The organism is Blautia sp. AF19-10LB (assembly GCF_003461245.1).
In the GTDB taxonomy this organism is placed as follows: Bacteria; Bacillota; Clostridia; order Lachnospirales; family Lachnospiraceae; genus Blautia_A; species Blautia_A intestinihominis.
Map to the genome: position 1 here is coordinate 57732 of NZ_QTWS01000020.1, position 21324 is coordinate 79055.

18 protein-coding genes are annotated in these 21324 nt (G+C 45.9%); 1 reads left to right on the forward strand and 17 read right to left on the reverse strand.

The features are described from left to right. Positions 1-24: 24 nt before the first annotated feature. From rlmH to DWX28_RS11970, 11 genes are all read right to left on the reverse strand, one after another. Positions 25-504, reverse strand: a complete 480-nt coding sequence (rlmH, locus tag DWX28_RS11915; protein WP_118252818.1) for a 23S rRNA (pseudouridine(1915)-N(3))-methyltransferase RlmH — start codon at positions 502-504, stop codon at positions 25-27. Then, positions 504-3317 (reverse strand): FtsK/SpoIIIE family DNA translocase, encoded by a 2814-nt coding sequence (locus DWX28_RS11920; protein ID WP_118252819.1) that lies wholly within the window; start codon positions 3315-3317, stop codon positions 504-506. The genes rlmH and DWX28_RS11920 overlap by 1 nt, the downstream gene beginning before the upstream one ends. A gap of 203 nt (positions 3318-3520) precedes the next feature. Beyond that, entirely contained in the window at positions 3521-4411 is an 891-nt protein-coding gene (locus tag DWX28_RS11925) for an undecaprenyl-diphosphate phosphatase (RefSeq protein ID WP_118252820.1), read from the reverse strand. 179 nt (positions 4412-4590) lie between these two features. Then, on the reverse strand, positions 4591-5985 hold the full coding sequence (gltA, locus tag DWX28_RS11935; RefSeq protein ID WP_022215043.1) for an NADPH-dependent glutamate synthase: 1395 nt from the start codon (positions 5983-5985) through the stop codon (positions 4591-4593). Then, positions 5985-6872, reverse strand: a complete 888-nt coding sequence (locus DWX28_RS11940) for a sulfide/dihydroorotate dehydrogenase-like FAD/NAD-binding protein (RefSeq protein WP_022215042.1) — start codon at positions 6870-6872, stop codon at positions 5985-5987. The genes gltA and DWX28_RS11940 overlap by 1 nt, the downstream gene beginning before the upstream one ends. 117 nt (positions 6873-6989) lie before the next feature. Further along, complete coding sequence (locus DWX28_RS11945; RefSeq protein ID WP_118252822.1) at positions 6990-7712, reverse strand: ClpP family protease; 723 nt, start codon at positions 7710-7712, stop codon at positions 6990-6992. A gap of 72 nt (positions 7713-7784) precedes the next feature. Then, positions 7785-8513 carry a YebC/PmpR family DNA-binding transcriptional regulator gene (locus tag DWX28_RS11950; RefSeq protein ID WP_022215040.1) on the reverse strand — a complete coding sequence of 243 codons (729 nt, stop codon included), beginning with the start codon at positions 8511-8513 and terminating at the stop codon, positions 7785-7787. Between the two features lie 117 nt (positions 8514-8630). Further along, entirely contained in the window at positions 8631-8978 is a 348-nt protein-coding gene (locus DWX28_RS11955) for a type II toxin-antitoxin system PemK/MazF family toxin (RefSeq protein WP_022215039.1), read from the reverse strand. Between the two features lie 119 nt (positions 8979-9097). Further along, a complete protein-coding gene (alr, locus tag DWX28_RS11960; protein WP_118252823.1) occupies positions 9098-10264 on the reverse strand; it encodes an alanine racemase in 1167 nt (388 codons plus the stop codon). Between the two features lie 57 nt (positions 10265-10321). After that, positions 10322-11914, reverse strand: a complete 1593-nt coding sequence (locus tag DWX28_RS11965; protein ID WP_118252824.1) for an NAD(P)H-hydrate dehydratase — start codon at positions 11912-11914, stop codon at positions 10322-10324. A 93-nt stretch (positions 11915-12007) separates the two neighbouring features. Continuing rightward, on the reverse strand, positions 12008-12664 hold the full coding sequence (locus tag DWX28_RS11970; RefSeq protein ID WP_022215036.1) for a redox-sensing transcriptional repressor Rex: 657 nt from the start codon (positions 12662-12664) through the stop codon (positions 12008-12010). A 158-nt stretch (positions 12665-12822) separates the two neighbouring features. Here DWX28_RS11970 and abc-f point away from each other — a divergent pair, with 158 nt between their 5' ends. Next, positions 12823-14745 carry a ribosomal protection-like ABC-F family protein gene (abc-f, locus tag DWX28_RS11975; protein ID WP_022215035.1) on the forward strand — a complete coding sequence of 641 codons (1923 nt, stop codon included), beginning with the start codon at positions 12823-12825 and terminating at the stop codon, positions 14743-14745. A 42-nt stretch (positions 14746-14787) separates the two neighbouring features. On the opposite strand, the gene DWX28_RS11980 is transcribed toward abc-f, so the two are convergent. The 6 genes from DWX28_RS11980 to DWX28_RS19950 form a co-directional block, all read right to left on the reverse strand. Then, positions 14788-15996 (reverse strand): NADP-dependent isocitrate dehydrogenase, encoded by a 1209-nt coding sequence (locus tag DWX28_RS11980; protein ID WP_118252825.1) that lies wholly within the window; start codon positions 15994-15996, stop codon positions 14788-14790. A gap of 136 nt (positions 15997-16132) precedes the next feature. Continuing rightward, on the reverse strand, positions 16133-16969 hold the full coding sequence (locus DWX28_RS11985; protein ID WP_022215033.1) for a S8 family peptidase: 837 nt from the start codon (positions 16967-16969) through the stop codon (positions 16133-16135). 368 nt (positions 16970-17337) lie between these two features. Then, entirely contained in the window at positions 17338-19176 is a 1839-nt protein-coding gene (gene glmS, locus DWX28_RS11990; RefSeq protein ID WP_118252826.1) for a glutamine--fructose-6-phosphate transaminase (isomerizing), read from the reverse strand. A gap of 149 nt (positions 19177-19325) precedes the next feature. Further along, positions 19326-19727: a helix-turn-helix domain-containing protein gene (locus DWX28_RS11995; RefSeq protein WP_022215030.1), complete on the reverse strand. Its 402-nt coding sequence runs from the start codon at positions 19725-19727 to the stop codon at positions 19326-19328. A 348-nt stretch (positions 19728-20075) separates the two neighbouring features. Beyond that, a complete protein-coding gene (locus DWX28_RS12000; protein ID WP_330417658.1) occupies positions 20076-20936 on the reverse strand; it encodes an IS3 family transposase in 861 nt (286 codons plus the stop codon). Beyond that, complete coding sequence (locus DWX28_RS19950) at positions 20887-21234, reverse strand: transposase (protein WP_071143926.1); 348 nt, start codon at positions 21232-21234, stop codon at positions 20887-20889. Before DWX28_RS19950 ends, DWX28_RS12000 begins: the two co-directional genes overlap by 50 nt. Between the last annotated feature and the right edge of the window lie 90 nt (positions 21235-21324).

A 21324-nucleotide genomic window follows, 5' to 3' on the forward strand; every position in this document is an offset into this window, starting at 1 on the left:
GTTTCCTCCTTTTCTTGTAAAAAATTATTTATGATAAGGCTCATGGTTCAGAATCCGGTATCCCCGGTAGATCTGCTCCAAAAGGATCATCTGCATCAACTGATGAGGGAAAGTCATCCTGGAAAAGCTCAGTTTAAAATCAGCACGGTCAAGGACTTTATCTCCAAGACCCAGAGAACCGCCGATCACAAACGCGATCGAACTCTTTCCCTCTACTCCAAGCTGTCCGATCTTCTGTGACAGCTGTACAGAATCCAGCATTTTGCCGTCGATCGCAAGCGCGATCACATAGTCATTGTCACGGATGTGCTTCATCAGACGCTCTGCCTCTGTCGCCTTGATCTGTTCGTTCAATGCATCAGAAGCCTTATCCGGTGTCTTCTCATCCGGAACCTGGCAGAATGTCAGTTTGCAGTAACGGCTTAAACGCTTTGCATACTCAGCAATGCCGTCATTCAGATATTTTTCTTTGATCTTACCAACTGTTAAAATACGGATTTCCATTATACGTTATGTTCCTCTATATAAGTTTCAAATTCTTCCATGGACATCAGGACCTTACGTGGCTTCGTGCCTTCCTCCGGACCGACCACGCCGGCATCAGAAAGCTGGTCCATGATCCTTGCTGCCCTGTTAAAGCCGATCTTGAACATTCTCTGCAACATACCGATCGAAGCTCTTTCTTTCTCAATGATGAATTTGCCTGCATCCACAAAGTAGATATCATTCTCATCATTTCCACCGGAAGAACCGCCTGAGAGGCTGATCGTATTTACCTGCTGCTCGATCTGCGGATTATATGTCACCTTCGGATTCTTATCCGCAAGGAATTCCACAATGCTGCTGACTTCCTCATCGGAGACAAAAGCCCCCTGCAGTCTGGCCGGTTTCTGATATCCCTGCGGATAAAACAGCATATCACCTTTTCCGAGCAGCTTCTCTGCACCGTTCATATCGAGGATCGTTCGTGAATCGACGCCAGAGGAAACAGAGAATGCAATCCTCGACGGCATATTCGCCTTGATCAGTCCTGTGATGACATTGACAGACGGTCTCTGCGTCGCAATGATCAGATGGATGCCTGCTGCACGTGCAAGCTGTGCCAGACGGCAGATCGCATCCTCTACCTCTCCCGGTGCGACCATCATAAGGTCCGCAAGCTCGTCTACGATGATCACAATCTGCGGCATCGGTTTCTGCGGGGTTCCACCCTCCGGAACTGCCATGTTACTGATCTTGCGGTTATATTCACCCAGATTTCGAACGCCATACTCAGCAAAAGCATTATAACGACTCATCATCTCGGACACTGCCCAGTTGAGTGCTCCTGCAGCTTTCTTTGGGTCTGTGACGACCGGGATGAACAGATGCGGGATGCCATTATAGACACTTAACTCAACCACCTTCGGGTCGATCATGATAAGCTTGACTTCCTCCGGCGATGCTTTGTACAGAATACTGATGATCAGTGTATTGATACATACAGATTTACCGGAACCGGTCGCACCTGCGATCAGAAGGTGCGGCATCTTGGCAATATCTGTGACTACCGGTTTGCCCGCAATATCCTTACCTACAGCAAAGGACAGTTTGGATTTCGCCCCCTGAAATTCCTGGGACTGCAGGATCTCCCGGAGCATGACCGCATGATTTTCCTTATTAGGGACCTCGATCCCTACAGCAGCCTTGCCCGGGATCGGAGCCTCGATACGGATATCCGGAGTCGCAAGATTCAGTTTGATATCATCTGCGAGATTGACGATCTTGCTTACCTTGACTCCCATCTCCGGCTGTAATTCATAACGGGTTACGGTAGGACCGCAGCTCACATTTGTGATTGTGACATTCACGCCAAAGTTGTGCAGGGTTTCCTGTAGTTTCTTAGCTGTCTTGCGAAGATGTGCATCAGAGTCTCCCTGCGATTTGCCATCTCCACGTTTCAGAAGTTTCAGCGGTGGATAATGGTATTCCTTTGGAACTTCTGAAGGTGCGGAAGTAATTTCTTTCTGAATATTGGTAATACCACTCTGAATTTCCTGCTCAGAAGATTTCGGATTCTTTTTCTGAGATGTCGTAGATTCTGCGGCCGGCTGTTCTGCTGTCTGCACCTCTGCCGTATGTTCCGGCCGAACCTCTCTCTTAAGCTGTTCCTGCCAGTCAGCTCCCTGATATGCGTCCTCTTCTTCATCTGGCGTTTCTTCTACCGGTTCGCTCTGAATCTCCGGTATTATGGTTTCTGGAATTTCTTCTTCTGGTTCATCCTGATATGCAGCAGGAATTTCTTCTTTCTCCATCGGTGCTTCCTGTCTGGAAAAATCCGGAAAAGCAGGAGCTGAATTCTCATCCTCAGAATCTCTGACTGCTTCTGCTCTCTGAATCCTGAATTCCAGCTGTCCCTGACTGCTTTCCTCCGTCTTGACAGATTCCTGCGGAAGTGGCATCTCCTCTGCCGGAAGCGGTGTCAGTTCCGGCTTCGCAGGCGGTGTCAGTTTGGTTCCCTCAAGAAATTCATGTTTCCTTGATTTCTGTTCAGGCTCGTCCTCATCATCTGCTTCTTCTGTAAGTGCTTCCTTCAGAGCTTTCATACGCTCTGCCTGTCTCTGTTCCCTGCGTAGTTTCCTTTCCTGCTGGCGGAGTTCTCTCCTGAGATCTCTTTCCGGCTGTCCTTCCATATAACGCTCGTGACCGCCTCTTGCCAGCTCACAGATCCCGTCCCAGACGCGAAAGATAAATCCGAAGAAAGATTTCTGCGTAACCAGGATCATCGTAATTAACAATACAAGCAGAATAATCACACATCCGCCAACCACACCAAATGCGGAAGTGGTTGAAATACAGATCGCGCCTCCGATCACACCGCCTCCCGTATGGTATTCGGACGAAATTCTGTAATATTCCGAAAAGGTAGTGTCTGCCATATATCCCTCTGTCAGAAGCTGGATCAGACCGCACAGGAAGATCCAGAATATAATTCCTGCCAGAACTTTCTTATATGCAAGCAGATTTTTCCTGTTGGATATAAGAAATACTGCACATCCAAAAAGCAAAACCGGAAAAAGATATGCCAGAAGCCCCATAATTCCAAAAGATGCCTTACTGATACTGCCTCCAACAGTTCCTCCCATCCCAAGATTGCTGATGATCAGAATCACTGAAGCCGCAAAGAAAATCCAGAGAATAATCTCTGTCTGGAATCCACTGGTAACTCCCTGCTTCTTTGTAGTCGTTTTCTTTGCAGCTGCTTTCTTTCCGGCGGTTTTTCTCCTGGAAGTGGCCTTGGTGGTTCCTCTTCTGTTACTTTGTTTCTTTGCTGCCATTTCGGGCACCCTCCTACTATTTCAACTCACAGCTATAGCTTCACGAAGTCTGAAGCCCCGGCTGCCTAAAGCATATAATGTTACTGTTCACTCCGTTCACAGTAACTTGGTCAAAATGCATTCCAAATCACCTTCGGTGATGGCATTTTGCCCTGTATGTCTCGGGATTTTGCCATATTCATGGCAAAACGCCTCGCGGAATACTACCTGTGAATAGTAACCACATAATTCATGATCAGTGTCACAAAACCGATCACAAAACAATAAATAGCAAATCCACGAAATCTGCCTTTCTGAACAAGCTTCAGACAATAGCGGATCACAAAAGATGCCACAATACCTGAAATAACCATTCCGAGTACATAAGTAAAACCAAGCCCTACTGTCATAGCAGGCGAACCAAACTGTCCCAGTTCCATAACCAGTGATCCCAGAATTGCCGGAATAGATAAAATATAAGAATATTTCACTGCAAAAGTACGGCTGAACCCGCTCATCAGTCCTGCACTGATCGTCAGACCACTTCTGGAAAGTCCCGGAAAGACAGAAAGTCCCTGGCTGATTCCAATCCACATTGCATTAGAAAGACTTGCATCCTTGGCAGCCTTCGTACCGCCTGCCCGGCTGAGGTCGATCACAAGCAGGACAATTCCTGTGATCAGAAGTCCTGCACTTGAAACCAGAGTGGAATCTGCGACCAGCACAACCAGTCTCCTTGACGTATATCCCAGAAACATCGTCGGGATCATGGAAACAAGAAGCAGCACGACAAACTTACGATATGTATTGCTGATGATTCTGGCATAATGAAGCTGCTTGCCGGTTCTTTTGTTGTAGAAATACAAATGAAAATTTCCTACGATATCCATGGTCATGTCCAGAATCTCGTAAAGAATGTGCCTGATATCCTTCTGAAAAGTCATAAACACAGCACCGAGAGTACCCACATGCAGCATGGCTTCCAGCAAAACACCAGCATTATGATCCATTCCAAAAAAATTCTCAAGAATACTGAGATGTCCGAAACTGCTTACAGGAAGAAACTCTGTAATTCCCTGTACAATAGCTAATAAAATAACATATAAAACTGTCATACTCTTTTCCTTTTCTTTTCATACAGTCTGTGTCTTATTGTTACTGTTGCGACACATCAACACTGGTCAGTATAACATATTTTTTTTTAACTTACAAGTTTCCAAACATTTGTTTGTGAAACAAAAAAAATCCCGATCAGCTCAACATGGAGTTGACCGGGATTTCCTGCATTTAAATATTATTTATTTTTGAGATATTCATCGATACCTCTGGCTCCAGCTTTACCTGCTCCCATGGCAAGGATAACAGTAGCTGCACCTGTAACGGCATCACCGCCGGCATATACGCCGTCTTTGGATGTCTTACCGGTTTCTTCCTCAGCAACGATACATCTTCTCTTGTTGATCTCAAGTCCCTTGGTTGTAGAAGAGATCAGCGGGTTCGGGGAAGTACCAAGTGACATGATAACAGTATCTACATCCATGTCATACTCAGATCCTGGGATTTCTACAGGACGACGTCTTCCGGAAGCATCCGGCTCGCCGAGTTCCATCTTGACAACCTTCATACCGTTTACATGTCCGCTCTCATCAACAAGGATTTCCTTCGGATTGGTAAGAAGATCAAAAATAATTCCCTCTTCCTTAGCGTGATGAACTTCCTCTGCTCGTGCAGGAAGCTCTGCTTCACTTCTTCTGTATACGATATGTACTTCTGCACCAAGTCGCAGAGCTGTTCTTGCAGCATCCATTGCTACGTTACCACCGCCGACAACGGCAACTTTCTTGCCTGCTGCGATCGGTGTATCATAAGAATCATCGAATGCTTTCATCAGGTTGCTTCTTGTCAGGTATTCGTTTGCGGAGAATACGCCGCTTGCGTTCTCTCCCGGGATTCCCATGAACATCGGAAGACCTGCACCGGAGCCGATGAATACAGCTTCAAATCCTTCGTCCTCGATCAGCTGGTCGATAGTTGTGGATTTACCGATGACAACGTTTGTTTCGAATTTAACGCCAAGTTCTTTGACTTTTTCGATTTCTTTCTTAACGACTTTCTGTTTTGGAAGACGGAATTCCGGGATACCATAAACAAGAACGCCGCCGAGCTCATGAAGAGCCTCGAATACAGTTACATCATAACCTGCTTTTGCAAGATCTCCTGCACAGGTAAGTCCGGACGGACCAGAACCGATAACTGCAACTTTGTGTCCATTCTTAACTTCTGCTCCAGCTGGTTTGATGTCATGCTCCAGAGCGTAGTCAGCAACGAATCTCTCCAGTTTACCGATGGAAACAGCCTCGCCCTTCTTACCGCGGATACACTGTCCCTCACACTGGGATTCCTGTGGACATACACGACCGCAGATAGCCGGAAGAGCGGAAGATAATCCGATCACCTTGTATGCTTCTTCGATGTTGCCTTCTTTGATCTGCTCGATGAATCCTGGAATGTTGATGGATACCGGACATCCCTCTACACATTTCGGTTTCTTGCAGCCTAAACATCTCTGTGCTTCTTCTACTGCTTCTTCCTGATTGTATCCAAGACAAACTTCTTCAAAGTTTGTTGCACGTACCTTCGGATCCTGCTCTCTTACAGGAACTTTATTTAACATTTTTGCATCTGCCATTACTTGTCACCTCCGCACTGTCCGCATCCGCCGTGATGGGTATCGCCTTCCTGAAGCTTCAGTAATGCACGTCCCTCTTCGGTCTTGTACATCTGGCTTCTCTTCATAGCCTGATCGAAATCAACGAGATGTCCGTCGAATTCCGGTCCGTCTACGCAGGCAAATTTGATCTCATCGCCAACCTGAAGACGGCAGGCACCGCACATACCTGTTCCGTCAACCATGATCGGGTTCATGCTGACAATGGTATGGATACCAAGCTTCTTGGTAAGGAGACAGACGAATTTCATCATGATCATCGGTCCGATCGCAACACAGACATCATAGCTCTTGCCTTCATTTGTAACAAGGTCTTCGAGAGTCTTGGTTACCATACCGGAACGGCCGTAAGATCCGTCGTCTGTTGTAACATAAAGGTTGGAAACAGCCGCAAGTTCTTTCTCAAGGATCACCATGTCCTTAGTCTTGGAGCCAAGGATCACATCTGCGGTGATTCCGTGCTCATGGAGCCATTTTACCTGTGGGTAAACAGGTGCTGTACCAACACCTCCGGCAACGAATACCATTTTTTTCTTCTTGAGTTCTTCGATGTCTTCATGAACGAACTCAGAAGGACATCCCAGAGGTCCTACGAAGTCACGGAAAGAATCTCCTGCTTTTAATTCGGACATCTTGATTGTGGATGCTCCGACTTCCTGGAACACGATGGTAATAGTTCCTTCTTCACGATCGTAATCGCAGATGGTAAGTGGAATTCTCTCACCCTTCTCGTCCATCTTAACAATAATGAACTGTCCTGGCTGACAATGGCTTGCTACACGCGGTGCATGTACGACCATGAGATGGATCTTGGCTGCCAGTGTTTCGGCTTTTAAAATCTTATACATTGTTCCCCTCCTAGCGTATATTCATTCAATCCTCTACTAATAATACGCTAAAATTGCTTCTATTACAAGGGAAATATTCAAAAACATACTAAATATGCATGCTTTTTCATAGTATTTTTACAAAAAAAGCCCTTTTAAGCCTCTTTTTTCTTCTATCATCTGATGCAATTTCCCAAGTGCTTCGCGGATTCCGCCGACTTCATCGATCAGGCCCTCCCTTACAGCTTCCTCCCCTTCCAGAAGCGTTCCGACATCTTTTACAAGCTGACTGGTATCCAGCATCAATTCTTCGAGACGTCGCTGTGACGCTCTGGAATGTGAAGCAATAAAACTGGTGATACGGTCCTGGATCTTTTCCATATTGCGGTACGTCTGGGCAACGCCGATGAACATGCCGCTGGAACGGACCGGATGGATGACCATCGTCGCACTCGGCACGACAAAAGAATAATCCGCAGATACAGCCATCGGAACTCCGATGGAATGCCCGCCTCCGAGTACAAGAGAAACGGTAGGAACACTTAAAGACGCGATCATCTCCGCGATCGCAAGTCCTGCCTCCACATCACCGCCGACCGTGTTCAGAAGGATCAGAAGGCCCTCGATCTCCTCATCATCCTCAATCATCGCAAGTTTTGGCAGCACATGTTCATACTTGGTCGTCTTGCTCTGCGAAGGAGCCGCATCGTGCCCTTCCACCTCACCGATGATCGTCAGAAGTTCAATCTTATGATTTCTCCTGTTCTGATCCAGCGTCACCTCTCCGGTCTCTTTGATCTCTTTATTCTCCTGCTCTCTCCGGTCAAGCTCTTTCTGTTTTTCGTCATTTTTTTCGGACATAAAAATACCTCCATGTGATTGTTCATGGAGGTATTCTGTGTAAACATATGGATTTTTATACGTTGTACGAGATCATTCGTCCCAGTTTGTCCAGACATCTGTGACGTCATCATCTTCATCGAGGAGGTCCAGAGTCTTCTGAAGGTTCTTGATATCCTTCTCGTCTGTAAGCTCTACGTATGTCTGTGGAACCATGGCAACCTGTGCCTCAAGCATCGGTACGCCAGCCTGCTCCAGTGCTTCTCTTACTGCGCTGAAATCATCCGGAGCGGTAAGTACTTCGTAGCTGTCTTCTTCTTCGCTGAAATCCTCTGCGCCTGCATCCAGTGCAGTCATCATCAGATCGTCAGCATCCATCTCACACTCTTCTTTGTCGATGATGATCTGACCTTTCTGGTCGAACATGAAGGATACACATCCCTGTGTTCCGATGCTTCCATATCCCTTGGTGAAAGCGTTTCTTACGTTACTTGCTGTACGGTTCTTGTTGTCAGTCAGAGTCTCAACGATGATCGCAACACCGTTCGGACCATAACCTTCATAAGTAGCATGCTCGTAGTTGTCAGCAGAATCAGCACCTGCTGCCTTCTTGATACCACGGTCGATCGTATCGTTCGGCATGTTGTTTGCTTTTGCTTTCGCGATAACATCACGAAGTTTGCTGTTGTTGTTCGGATCCGAACCGCCAGCTTTGACTGCCATAACGATTTCACGACCGATCACGGTAAAGATCTTACCTTTTTTGGCATCATTTTTTTCTTTTTTATGCTTGATGTTCGCAAATTTTGAATGTCCTGACATTTCTCTCGTTCTCCTTTTGTTTCTTATCTTTTTGTAAACCCTGCTAAAAAGCCGGTAAACCTGCATAATTACTGATAAAATATAGCACTTTCCTTCGGATTCGTCAAGAATAACTGCTCAAAAAGTAAGCTCCAGGCTGATTTCCAGCGCATGGTTCACCTTATCAAGCATCGCCTGGTCAAGATGACAGACTTTATCCTTGAGTCTCCGCTTGTCGATCGTCCGCAGTTGTTCCAGAAGGATCACCGAATCCCTCTCAATGCCATACGCAGACGCATCGATCTCTATATGTGTCGGCAGCTTCGCCTTGTTCATCTTTGATGTAATTGCTGCACAGATCACAGTCGGGCTGTGCCGGTTGCCGACATCATTCTGAATGATCAGCACCGGACGGATCCCGCCCTGCTCGCTTCCGACCACAGGCCGCAGATCTGCATAAAAGATATCCCCTCTTTTAATTACCACACAATTCACACTCCGATTCTTCTGTTACTGTCTGTTTATGACAGTTCCATTCTTTTTCTCAGAAATTAGTATTTCCATTTTTTTCTCGTGTATACATGTGTGGTATTTTACGCTGTTTTCTAGTTAAAGAAGGTCAGCTCTCCCCATTCTTTGCCGTCTTTGATGTAGACTCTCGGCACTCGTTTGCTGATATCACAGGCAAATTCATAGGAAAAACGTCCGGAAAGATCACCAAACTTCTCAATGCTTATGAACTCCTTGCCGTCTTTTCCGATCAGAGTCACTTCATCTCCGGTCTTTGCGTCCGGGATCTTTGTGATATCTACCATGAACTGATCCATGCAGACTCTTCCAAGGATCGGTGCCTTTTTGCCGTGGATCAGAACCCATCCCTTATTGGAAAGAGAACGCGGATAGCCGTCTGCGTATCCCACCGGGATCGTTGCGACTTTCATTTCTTTCTTGGCAGTAAACGTTCCGCCATAGCTGAACGCCGCTCCTGGTTCCACGGTTTTGATGTAAGAAATATGGCTCTTGAGTTCCATTGCCGGGATCAGTTTCACGATATCTCTCTCCACTTCATTGGAAGGATAGATTCCATAGATCGTAATACCCGCACGGACTGCATTTAAGTTTGCCTCCGGCACACGGATGATCCCTGCGCTGTTAGAGCAGTGCTTCATCGGGATCTGAATGCCTGCATCCTCCAGAAGTTTTGCAAAATTCAGATAACGGTTAAGCTGGTCGATCGCCGGGCTTCTGTCTGTCTCGTCTGCTCTTGCAAAATGAGTGAACATTCCCTCGATCTTCAGATTTGGAAGCTGGGAGATCTTTTTGATCTCTTCGACACTTTCCTGTCTGTCTGCAAATCCAATACGGCTCATACCGGTATCAAGACCGATATGGATATGTACATCTCTTCCCTGACGCTGCGCTTCTTCTGAAAGTTTCTGTGCCATCTCATAGGTGCAGACAGTTAAACGGATCTCCTTTGCGATCATTTGTGTGAAATATTCTTCAAAAACGATTCCAAGGATCAGAATCGGTTTTTTCACACCAAAGGTACGAAGCTGCAATGCTTCCTCCGGTGTCGCAACTGCAAATCCCCAGATATAGTCATAGTCTTCGATCAGACGTGCGATCGCCTCTGCGCCATGTCCATATCCGTCTGCCTTGATGACAGCAACGATCTTGGTACCCTTGGCAATGTTTTTCTTCATCTCTGCAAAGTTATGTGCGATCGCATCCAGGGATACGACGGCCTTTACTCTTTCGAATTTTTTCATGATCTTTATCTCCTTACTGCGTAAAGCAATTATTTTTATCTGGATTTTTGAAACTTATCAGAGTTCCTGCATAGTTTCTCTGTCTTTAAGAACTTTCGCCGCTGCCCGCGCAATGTCTCCGGCTTTCATTCCGTAAGTGCCTTTTTCCTCGACAGCCTTATCTCCTGCCAGCCCGTGAAGGAATACGCCAAAAGCCGCCTGCTCTGCCAGATCCACCGTATTCTCCGGATCTGAACGGAATGCACACAGAACCCCTGCCAGGATCCCCGACAGGACATCCCCGCTTCCCGCAGTCGCCATTCCTGGATTCCCGCTTTGATTGATCCAGCAAAAATCCCTCTTCGGATCTGCAACAACAGTCACTGCATCTTTGAGCACACAGACCACGCCATTTTCCCTTGCAAAATTCGATGCTGTCCAAATGAGATTTTGCTGAATTTCCGGTATGGAGAGTGCCCGATCCGCTGCTTCTGAAAACAATCCGCTATTTTTAGAAGTCATAAAATTTTCACTCAGCCGACTCGTCTCGCCAAGATGCGGAGTACAGATCACCTGACTGTGCTGAAGATATTTCTTCCACTCCGGATGTTTCGAGAGCAGGTTCAGTCCATCCGCATCCATGATCACAGGTTTCCCCATTCTCTGCGCATGGGCAAGATAAAATTCTGTTTTCCGTGCACTTTTCTCAGACTGTCCAAGTCCTGGTCCGATCACCACAATGTCGCACCAGTGCATTGCATTAACCCATGCTTCGTTGCCGCCAGCATCATCTGCAAACATCGCCTCCGGAAGAAGCGTCTGCAGTGGAATGCGATTCTCCTCATCCGTCAGGATCTTGACCATCCCGGCTCCGGCAGCGAAGGCGCCCTCTGCACAGAGATACGCTGCCCCGCACATTCCTTTGCTTCCGGCAACGACAAGAACCTTGCCAAACGTACCCTTGTTCCCATTCGCGGCGCGCAGAGGAAGCTTCTGGAGATCTTTTTTCTCAAGTGCCGCTTTCCGTGTCGGAAGATCCGGATTCTCGTAGATGCCGACATCTGCTACAACAATTTTTCCCGCAAAATTTTTGCCTGGATAAAAACACAAGCCTGTTTTACAGAATGCAAACGTCACCGTCAGATCCGCACGAAATGCGATTCCAAGCTCTCTGCCCGTGTTGCTGCATACCCCGGACGGCAGATCTACCGCCACTTTCCATGCAGAAACCTCGTTCAAAGCCTGAATGACTTCTCTGTATTTTCCTTCGATCGAGCGGTCAAGCCCAACGCCGAAGATGGCATCTACTATAGTAGTATATTCTCCTGCTGCCAGGTTATTCACCAGAGGAACCTGATAATTCTCTGCGATCTTAAGCTGGCGGCGTGTTTCCTTTGTGCGGTGATCCGGATTTCCGAGCATATAGATTTCCGCGTTATATCCATGCAGATGCAGGATCCTGGCGATTGCGACTCCGTCTCCGCCGTTGTTCCCGCCTCCGCAGACGCACAAGATCCGCTGTTTCTGTGACATTTCCGCAAAATGTCCTTCCATTGCATCCACAACAGCCAGTGCCGCCCGTTCCATCAGCACACAGGACGGAACTCCCATTCCGGTAATGGTGCAGCCATCCAGTGCTTTCATTTCCGATCCGCCTACAATTCGTTTCATCTGATATCTCCTCGATATACGATACAAAGCAAAAAGCTGTTACGCAGCCGCCTTCATTAAGGAGCCGGGTAACAGCCTCTTGCTGTCCTCATGTTATGATTGCTGCTCTTCCACGTGTTCCTGACGATATTGACTGAGATTGTAAGATAACGTCATCAGACTCTCAGAAAGATGTACGTTCTCTACAATGACATCCTCCGGAGTCTCCAGATCGATATGTGCAAAATTCCAGATTGCCTTGATACCATTCTCGATCAGGATATCTGCCATATCCTTCGCCTTGTTCTTCGGCAGTGTGAGGATCGCAATCTCAATATTCTTCTCTCTGAGGAAGAATGGGAGATTACTGATCATCTGGATCTCAATTCCACGGACCGCGATGCCCTCCAGTACCGGATTGACATCAAAAATCCCTTCCAGCTTAAAACCACGTTTTTCAAAGTCAACGTAATTGGCAAGTGCCTGTCCAAGATTACCGGCACCGATGATGATCATCGGATGTACCTCATCCAGTCCAAGGATCTTACCGATTTCTGTATAGAGATATTTCACATTATAACCGTATCCCTGCTGCCCAAATCCTCCAAAATTATTCAAATCCTGGCGGATCTGCGATGCTGTGACACGCATTTTCTTACTAAGATCATTGGAAGATATACGTTCAACATTGTCTTCCAGTAACTCGCCAAGATAGCGATAATACCGGGGCAGTCTCTTAATTACAGCTTTTGATATCTGTTTTGCTTCCACCGTTGTCCCCTCCTTATACTTTCCTGTTAATTATACCGAAATGTTATTTTATTGTCAATCAATGTTGTCAAATCTATACAATTTTTGAGGAAATTTCCTTTACAAAGCCATCATTTAACCTTATAATCATAGCGTATATTGACTTTGGAGGAATATTTATGATTTTATCGTGTCAGGGCATCAGCAAATCTTTTGGCGAAAAAGTCATTTTGAACGATGCCTCATTTCATATAGAAGAGCGTGAAAAAGCCGCTCTCATCGGCAACAACGGAGCAGGTAAGACAACCCTTCTCCGTATTATAATGAATGAAATTTCTGCGGATTCCGGTCAGGTCGTTCTGATGAAGGACAAGAAGATCGGTTATCTCGCACAGTATCAGGATGTCAGCGGACACCGCACCGTCTATGAAGAACTGCTCACAACCAAGCAGTACATCATCGACATGGAAGACCGCATGCGTGCGATCGAAGTCCAGATGAAAAACGCTTCCGGTGAGGAACTTGACCGTCTGATGAACACCTACACCCGCCTGACCCACGAATTTGAGCTGGAAAACGGCTATGCCTACAAGAGCGAGCTGATGGGTGTCCTCAAGGGTCTTGGCTTTACGGACGAAGATTTTGCCAAACAGGTCGAAACCCTCTCCGGTGGACAGAAGACCCGTGTCGCTCTTGGTAAACTCCTGATCTCCAAGCCGGACATTCTTCTCCTCGATGAGCCGACCAACCACCTCGACATGGAGAGTATTTCCTGGCTGGAAACTTATCTTCTGAATTATCCGGGTGCTGTATTTATCGTCTCCCATGACCGTTATTTCCTTGATAAAGTTGTAACGAAGGTCATTGAGATTGATGCCGCCCAGGTCCGCATGTACAGTGGCAATTACTCCGCTTACGCCGAAAAGAAAGCACAGCTTCGTGACGCACAGTACAAGGCTTACCTTAACCAGCAGAGAGACATCAAGCATCAGGAAGCCGTCATCGTCAAGCTGAAATCCTTCAACCGTGAGAAATCCATCCGCCGCGCAGAAAGCCGTGAAAAAATGCTCGGTAAGATCCAGCGGATCGAGAAACCGACCGAGGTTCAGAGCCAGATGCGGCTTTCTCTGGAACCGAGAGTTGTCAGTGGAAACGATGTTCTCACGGTAGAAGAACTTTCCAAGAGCTTTCCGGAGCAGACACTTTTTACCGATATCTCTTTCCAGATCAAGCGTGGTGAGCGCGTTGCCCTGATCGGAAACAACGGTACCGGCAAGACGACCATGCTCAAGATCCTCAACGATCTTATCCCGGCAGACTCAGGAACTTTTTCCCTGGGCTCCAAGGTTCAGATCGGATATTATGACCAGGAACACCATGTACTCCACGCGGAGAAGACGATCTTTGAGGAAATTTCCGATACTTACCCGACACTTACCGAGACAGAGATTCGAAACATGCTCGCCGCCTTCCTCTTTACCGGTGATGATGTTTTCAAAGTGATCTCCTCTCTCTCCGGTGGTGAGCGCGGCCGTGTTTCCCTCGCGAAGCTGATGCTCTCCGAGGCAAACTTCCTGATCCTCGATGAGCCGACCAACCACCTTGATATCGCTTCCAAAGAAATCCTCGAAGAAGCGCTGAACAGTTACACCGGTACGGTCTTTTATGTTTCTCATGACCGATATTTCATCAACCAGACCGCGACCAGGATCCTGGAACTGACCAATCAGGCCGTTGTCAACTATATCGGTGATTACGATTACTACCTTGAGAAAAAAGAAGAACTCACTGAGAAATACGCTCCGGTGCAGCAGGAAACTGTAACTGTGCAGGAAACCGCACCAGCCACAGCATCTGAAGGAAAGCTCACCTGGCAGCAGCAGAAAGAAGAACAGGCACGTAAGCGTAAGCAAGAAGCAGAACTTAAGAAAACGGAAGCGCGGATCGAAGAACTCGAAACCCGCGATAAAGAAATCGATGAAACACTGGTTCTCCCGGATGTCTGCACCAACGTCGGACGCTGTGCAGAACTCAGCCGCGAAAAAGACAAAATCCAACAAGAACTTGAAGAACTCTACGAAAAATGGGAAACCCTGGCGTAATGCCTTGGGTTTCCCATTTTTATTTTTTGATGTATTTTTAAATTAAAGTAATGTATCCAGAGTCTCTCTGATCGCAAGGATAAACTGCTCGCTGTTCAGTACGGTCGGATTCTCAATGCTGGTGATCAGTGCCAGGTCTTTGGTCATCTTTCCGGATTCGATGGTGGAAAGAGTTGCTTCTTCCAGTTTGTCTGCGAACTGTGCAAGTTCCTGATTTCCATCGAGTTCCCCACGTTTGCGTAGTGCTCCTGTCCATGCAAAGATGGTTGCAACGGAGTTTGTGGAAGTCTCGCCGCCCTCCAGATGACGATAATAATGTCTCTGTACCGTTCCGTGAGCAGCTTCATACTCATAGTATCCGTTCGGAGAAACAAGAACAGATGTCATCATCGCAAGAGAACCAAATGCAGAAGATACCATATCACTCATAACATCTCCATCGTAGTTCTTGCATGCCCAGATAAATCCACCCTCTGCTTTCATGACACGGGCTACGATATCATCGATCAGGCTGTAGAAGTAAGTAAGACCTGCTTCCTCGAATTTCTCCTTGAACTCATTGTCAAATACTGTCTGGAAGACCTGTTTAAATTTGGCATCGTAAGTCTTGGAAATGGTATCCTTCGCGCCAAACCATACATCCTGCTTGGTATCCAGTGCATAGTTGAAGCAGCTTCTTGCAAAACTCTCAATAGAAGCTTCCATGTTGTGCATACCCATGGCAACTCCCGGAGCCTTGAATTCCTGTACCAGAGCACGTTTCTCTTCTCCATCCTCGGAAGTATAGACAAGCTCTACTTTACCCGGTTTGTCAACGTACATCTCTGTGTTCTTGTAAATGTCCCCATATGCGTGACGTGCAAGAGTGATCGGTTTCTTCCAGTTGCGTACGCATGGCTCGATTCCCTTTACTACGATCGGGGCACGGAATACAGTTCCGTCCAGAATCGCACGGATTGTTCCGTTCGGGCTCTTGTACATTTTCTTGAGGTCGTATTCTTCCATACGTGCGTGGTTTGGAGTGATGGTCGCACATTTAACTGCAACACCATATTTCTTGGTTGCTTCTGCTGCATCGATGGTTACCTGGTCATCGGTATCATTGCGGTGTGCAAGACCAAGGTCATAGTATTCTGTATTCAGATCAATATACGGAAGTAATAATTCGTCCTTGATCATCTTCCAGAGAATTCTGGTCATCTCATCTCCGTCCATTTCGACTAACGGCGTTGTCATCTGAATTTTTGTCATAATGTTCTCCTCTCTGCATATCACTGGTTTGCTGTCGCTATTTACAGCAACGATTTGTTCCATTGTAACGAAAAAAATCATTCCCGTCAATACTTTCAGGCTTTACCAAAGTAAATTCTGCGAATTTTCCTGAAAATCACAGCGAAAGGAACTTTTTACAGTTAAATTTTCCCCATCCCTGCTGATTTTTCGGAAGGCCGAGGTCGTCTGCGCTGTCGCGGAGCATCATCTTGATATCTACGTTGGTGAGCATGGGATCTTTTTCCAGTGCAAGTGCCGCCGCCCCGGAGATCATTGGCGTGGACATCGACGTACCGCTTTTCATTCCATACGTATTTCCCGCCCCGGCCGCACACGACATGATCCGGCGTCCCGGTGCCACCAGATCCGGTTTACAGACACACTCAAACGTCGGCCCTCGCCCGGAGATTCCCTCTTTTCCCATAAGCATATCGCTGGAACCCACCGTGATCACTTTTTTGCTGCACCCCGGAGCAGTGATACTGCCCGGCTCCGGTCCCTGGTTTCCCGCTGCCGCAACGACCACCAGTCCCTGATCCCAGAGCTGTTCCACGCCGCGCACCAGAACATCCTTGTCATTCCTGGTACGATATGTCGTGCCGACAGAAATATTCACCACTCGGATCCTGTACTCCTCCCGATGGTTCATAAGCCACTGAAACGCCGCCAGGATATCCTCCTTATTGCCGTTTCCAAAACGATCCAGCACCTTAAGCCCGATCAGCGAACATCCCGGTGCCATCCCTTTGTACTTTCCCATAGAAGCCGCTCCGCTGCCTCCTAAGATCCCCGCCACACACGTTCCATGACCATTATCATCGTAAGGTAATTTCCTGTATGATATAAAATCTGCAAAAGCATAAATACGATCACCAAAATCCATATGAGGATAAATTCCCGTATCAAAAAGTGCCACACCAACCCCTTTTCCGGTATAAGCTGACTGCTTCATGAATATACTCCTTATAAATGGACTTATTTTAGTGTATTCCGGATATCTGTGGATTGCTTCGCAATAAAGCATTTCTCCCAATTCCATGTATAACTTTCGAAAAAATGCCAATACTGAAAGCCATAGGAAATAAAAGGAGGCTTTTTTATGCTGATACTCTTTCTTGTACTCTTTTTTCTGCTGCAGGCGCTCGTACTCTTCTGCTGCCTCGCCGCCGGGAACGATCCCGCATCCCAGAAAATTTCCGATCAGGAACAGATGGATTATATCAGACGGTGGATGGAGAAGCATTCCGGGTCATGAATATAAAAAATCGAGGGTATAACAGCCATTTGTGACTATTGTACCCTCTGTTTTTCTTTTTACTATTATTCTACTGTAACACTCTTGGCAAGGTTTCTCGGCTTATCTACATCAAGACCCTTTGCAACACTTACATAGTATCCCAGAAGCTGTAACGGGATCACAGCAAGAGAAGTTGCAAAGTATGGATCTGTCTTTGGAATATAAACAGTGAAATCTGCAGTATCTTCGATGTTATAGTTTCCAAAAGTAGTCATTCCCATCAGATATGCTCCACGGCTCTTGCATTCTACCATATTGCTGACTGTTTTTTCATAAAGATCCGGCTGAGTGAGGACACCGATCACCAGTGTTCCATCCTCGATCAGAGAAATCGTTCCGTGTTTCAGCTCACCTGCAGCATATGCCTCTGAATGGATGTAGCTTACTTCTTTCATCTTGAGGCTGCCTTCCATGCTGATTGCATAGTCGATTCCACGACCTACGAAGAAAGTATCATGTGCGTTTGCCTGCTTGGACGCAAACCACTGAATGCGCTCCTTGTCATCAATGATTCTCTGGATTTTCTCCGGAAGAGTCTGAAGTTCTTTGATGTATCCTGTGTACTGCTCCTCTGTGATCTGCTCTCTTACCAGTGCGAACTGGATTGCCAGTACATAAGATGCCATCATCTGTGTACTGTAAGCTTTGGTTGTCGCAACAGAAATTTCCGGTCCCGCAAGTGTATAGAATACATTACCTGCTTCACGGGCAATAGAAGATCCCACAACATTTACGATCGCAAGCGTTCTGATTCCATGATCCTTACACAGTCTCAGTGCTGCAAGGCTGTCTGCGGTCTCTCCGGACTGGCTGATCACGATCGCCAGTGCATGAGGATCCAGAATCGGATTACGATAACGGAATTCAGACGCAAGTTCCACACGAACCGGAATTCTTGCCATATCTTCGATCACATACTGTGCAGCCATTCCTACATGATACGCAGAGCCACAGGCAACGATATAAATCTGGGAAATATCTTTGATCTCATCCTCTGCCAGACCGACTTCTGCCAGATCGATCCTGCCATCCTTCAGAACAGAGTTCAGTGTATCCTGTACAACTTTTGGCTGCTCATGGATCTCTTTCATCATGAAATGCTCGAATCCAGCTTTTTCTGCTGCTTCTGCATCCCAGTCGATCACTTTCATCTTCTTCTCGATTTCTTCCCCATCAAGGTTGTAGAAAGTAATCTCACCCTTACGTACACGGGCCATCTCCATATTGCCGATATAATAAACATTTCTGGTATATTTCAGGATAGCCGGAACATCAGAAGCAATATAAGCTTCTCCATCCTCCACACCAAGGATCATCGGGCTGTCCTTTCTTGCGACATAAATTTCTTCCGGATAATCACGGAACATGATAGCAAGTGCATAAGATCCACGGATACGGACCATAGAATGATTGATCGCATCTACCGGAGTTCCCTCATATTTCTTATAGTAGTAGTCAATCAGTTTCACGGCTACTTCTGTATCTGTCTCTGAATAGAATGTATATCCTTTACGTGTCAGTTTATCCTTCAGTTCCTGGTAATTCTCAATGATTCCGTTATGTACGGCAACGATATTTCCATCATCGCTGACATGCGGATGTGCATTGTTCTCAGAAGGTTCTCCATGAGTTGCCCAACGTGTATGACCAATACCGCAGGTACCCGGAACAGACTCACCGCCATTTGTCTTCTCAGCAAGTCCCCTCAGACGTCCCTTTGCCTTAATAACTGTGGTCTCACCTTCACCATCACGCACAGCAATTCCTGCTGAATCATAACCACGATATTCCAGTTTAGAAAGACCATCTAACAGAATCGGCGCCGCCTGATGATTACCTGTAAACCCTACAATTCCACACATAAATATATCTCCTCTTTTTCATTTCACTTTTGCATTGATAAATTCAATTTTTGCTCTATGATAACATACAACAGGCGATAATTCAATCATTTTTACATTATTAACCGTTTTGATTGCATTTTATGCATGTGCTGTTGAAGATTTTCCTGTCAGAACTTCTCCTGAAACTGAGTTAACATCTGCAGGTAAACTTTCAGCAAATGCCGCTTGGATGGTGTACATTTTCTGTAGAGCATCAGCAATTCCTGTTCTTCTTTGCTTATATTTTCTATGGTTTCATCACATGGTTCTATCAGTAAATCTGAAATAGGAATATCCAGTGCATTGCACAGTTTGTACACCGTATACATATATGGCTTTGTCTTGCCCGCCAGAAGTGAATGAATTGTTGAAGTTGATATATCTGCCCCCTTCGCCAGAGTATACCTTGAAATTCCTCTCATCTTACAGATCTTATCAACATTCTGGATCAGTTCCTTGCTCTTTTCCTCCGGATTGTATCTTCCCGGTCTTTTTTCTGTGTGTTTTTGTGGAATCTTCTTTTCGCTCAATTGATTTCCCTTCCTCTCCTGTATCATTAAGAAGCATAAAAAAGCCTCTATAATAAATACGAGGAAAATCGCGAAAAATCACGCGGGAATTTAAAAAAATTTATTTTTCTTGCATTTTTATTCGTTATATCGAATTATTCATCCTTTGAAATAGAATTAAATTGAATCATTTTTATGCAATTAATCAACTCTTCTATCTGTTCATCCATGAAACATATTCTTAAATATTCATCCAAAATTTGCGCATATTTTCTCTCATTGTCTATAGTGGTTCAGTTGTCAAGACAAAAAACTAAGCTTTTTATAATGAACTGATATATGTAACTGGGTAGGGGAGAAAATCCCCCCTTAGGCTGCATGATCATCCAGTAACAGAATCGGATAATAGCAGGATGCAGGTGTCTGATTATTGAGTGCAGAATGACAACGTTCAAAGTTGTAAGTGTGCACATATTTACCGATTGCCTTCCGTGCTTCTCTGATATTATTATATTGGGTCAGATATGCTTCCTCGTACTTGAAGCTTCGGAACCATCGTTCAATCATGATATTGTCAGCCCACCGGCTTTTACCATCCATGCTTTGACGGATCTGGTTCTCTTTTAGGAAATTCATGTACTCATTGCTTGTAAACTGACAGCCCTGATCTGAATTCAGGATAACAGGTTTTGCCACTATAAACGCCTTTTTTAACGCAGTTATGACCATTCTGGTATCCAGAGTATCATCGACTTCCCAGCCAACGATACAGCGGCTGTACCAGTCAATCACAGCGGCCAGATACAGGAATCCACGCTTAATGGGGATGTATGTAATGTCGATTGACCATGCCTGATTTGGACGGTCGATAACGGCGTTACGTAGCAGATACGGGCAGACTTTAGCCTGTTGCATACGTTTAGAAAGGTTCATTTTTGGATAAATTGGATCAATCCCCATTTCATTCATATAACGGCGCGTTTTCCGGCGGCCAACCTGATGCCCACGCTTCTTCAGTTGAGCAGACAGTTGTCGTGCTCCCCAGGCTGGGTTATCCGTGTGTAATCGATCTATGATCGATTTGCAATCTAACTCCTCCTGAGATATGGGCGTGCCCTTGTAATAAACACTGGTACGATTGATATCAAGAAGCGCAGCTCCTGTTTTAACTGGAAGTTCTTTAGTCTTCAAAAGGTTTTGGACTAAATTTACTCTCGTAATCAGGTCCAAGTGTTTCTTCAGATTTTTTTTTCAACCAATCCACCTGCATGGTGAGCTGGCCAACTTTTTTCGCATATTCAGCTTTTTCCTTGCGCTCTAAAGCGAGCTTTTCTTTCAGGTTATCCTCTCGTGTGTCATCAAAAACCACAGATGCTTTATCGAGGAACTCCTTCTTCCAGTTGCGGAGAAGATTCGGCTGAATATTGTTTTCGGTTGCGATTGTATTTAAGTCTTTTTCTCCTTTGAGCAGTTCAATCACTAATTCTGATTTGAATTTGGCGGAGAAATTTCTTCTTGTTCGAGACATAATAATAATCCTTCTTTCTGTAGTGTTTACAGTATATCAGATTCATTAAGAAATGTCTCTTGAAGTGTCTTAAATTACGATACCATTATA

What these genes read in the sequence shown, in the direction of transcription:
- rlmH (WP_118252818.1), bottom strand. Translation starts at nt 504, where the DNA reads ATGGAAATCCGTATTTTAACAGTTGGTAAGATCAAAGAAAAATATCTG.
- DWX28_RS11920 (WP_118252819.1), bottom strand. Translation starts at nt 3,317, where the DNA reads ATGGCAGCAAAGAAACAAAGTAACAGAAGAGGAACCACCAAGGCCACT.
- DWX28_RS11925 (WP_118252820.1), bottom strand. Translation starts at nt 4,411, where the DNA reads ATGACAGTTTTATATGTTATTTTATTAGCTATTGTACAGGGAATTACA.
- gltA (WP_022215043.1), bottom strand. Translation starts at nt 5,985, where the DNA reads ATGGCAGATGCAAAAATGTTAAATAAAGTTCCTGTAAGAGAGCAGGAT.
- DWX28_RS11940 (WP_022215042.1), bottom strand. Translation starts at nt 6,872, where the DNA reads ATGTATAAGATTTTAAAAGCCGAAACACTGGCAGCCAAGATCCATCTC.
- DWX28_RS11945 (WP_118252822.1), bottom strand. Translation starts at nt 7,712, where the DNA reads ATGTCCGAAAAAAATGACGAAAAACAGAAAGAGCTTGACCGGAGAGAG.
- DWX28_RS11950 (WP_022215040.1), bottom strand. Translation starts at nt 8,513, where the DNA reads ATGTCAGGACATTCAAAATTTGCGAACATCAAGCATAAAAAAGAAAAA.
- alr (WP_118252823.1), bottom strand. Translation starts at nt 10,264, where the DNA reads ATGAAAAAATTCGAAAGAGTAAAGGCCGTCGTATCCCTGGATGCGATC.
- DWX28_RS11965 (WP_118252824.1), bottom strand. Translation starts at nt 11,914, where the DNA reads ATGAAACGAATTGTAGGCGGATCGGAAATGAAAGCACTGGATGGCTGC.
- abc-f (WP_022215035.1), top strand. Translation starts at nt 12,823, where the DNA reads ATGATTTTATCGTGTCAGGGCATCAGCAAATCTTTTGGCGAAAAAGTC.
- DWX28_RS11980 (WP_118252825.1), bottom strand. Translation starts at nt 15,996, where the DNA reads ATGACAAAAATTCAGATGACAACGCCGTTAGTCGAAATGGACGGAGAT.
- DWX28_RS11985 (WP_022215033.1), bottom strand. Translation starts at nt 16,969, where the DNA reads ATGAAGCAGTCAGCTTATACCGGAAAAGGGGTTGGTGTGGCACTTTTT.
- glmS (WP_118252826.1), bottom strand. Translation starts at nt 19,176, where the DNA reads ATGTGTGGAATTGTAGGGTTTACAGGTAATCATCAGGCGGCGCCGATT.
- DWX28_RS19950 (WP_071143926.1), bottom strand. Translation starts at nt 21,234, where the DNA reads ATGTCTCGAACAAGAAGAAATTTCTCCGCCAAATTCAAATCAGAATTA.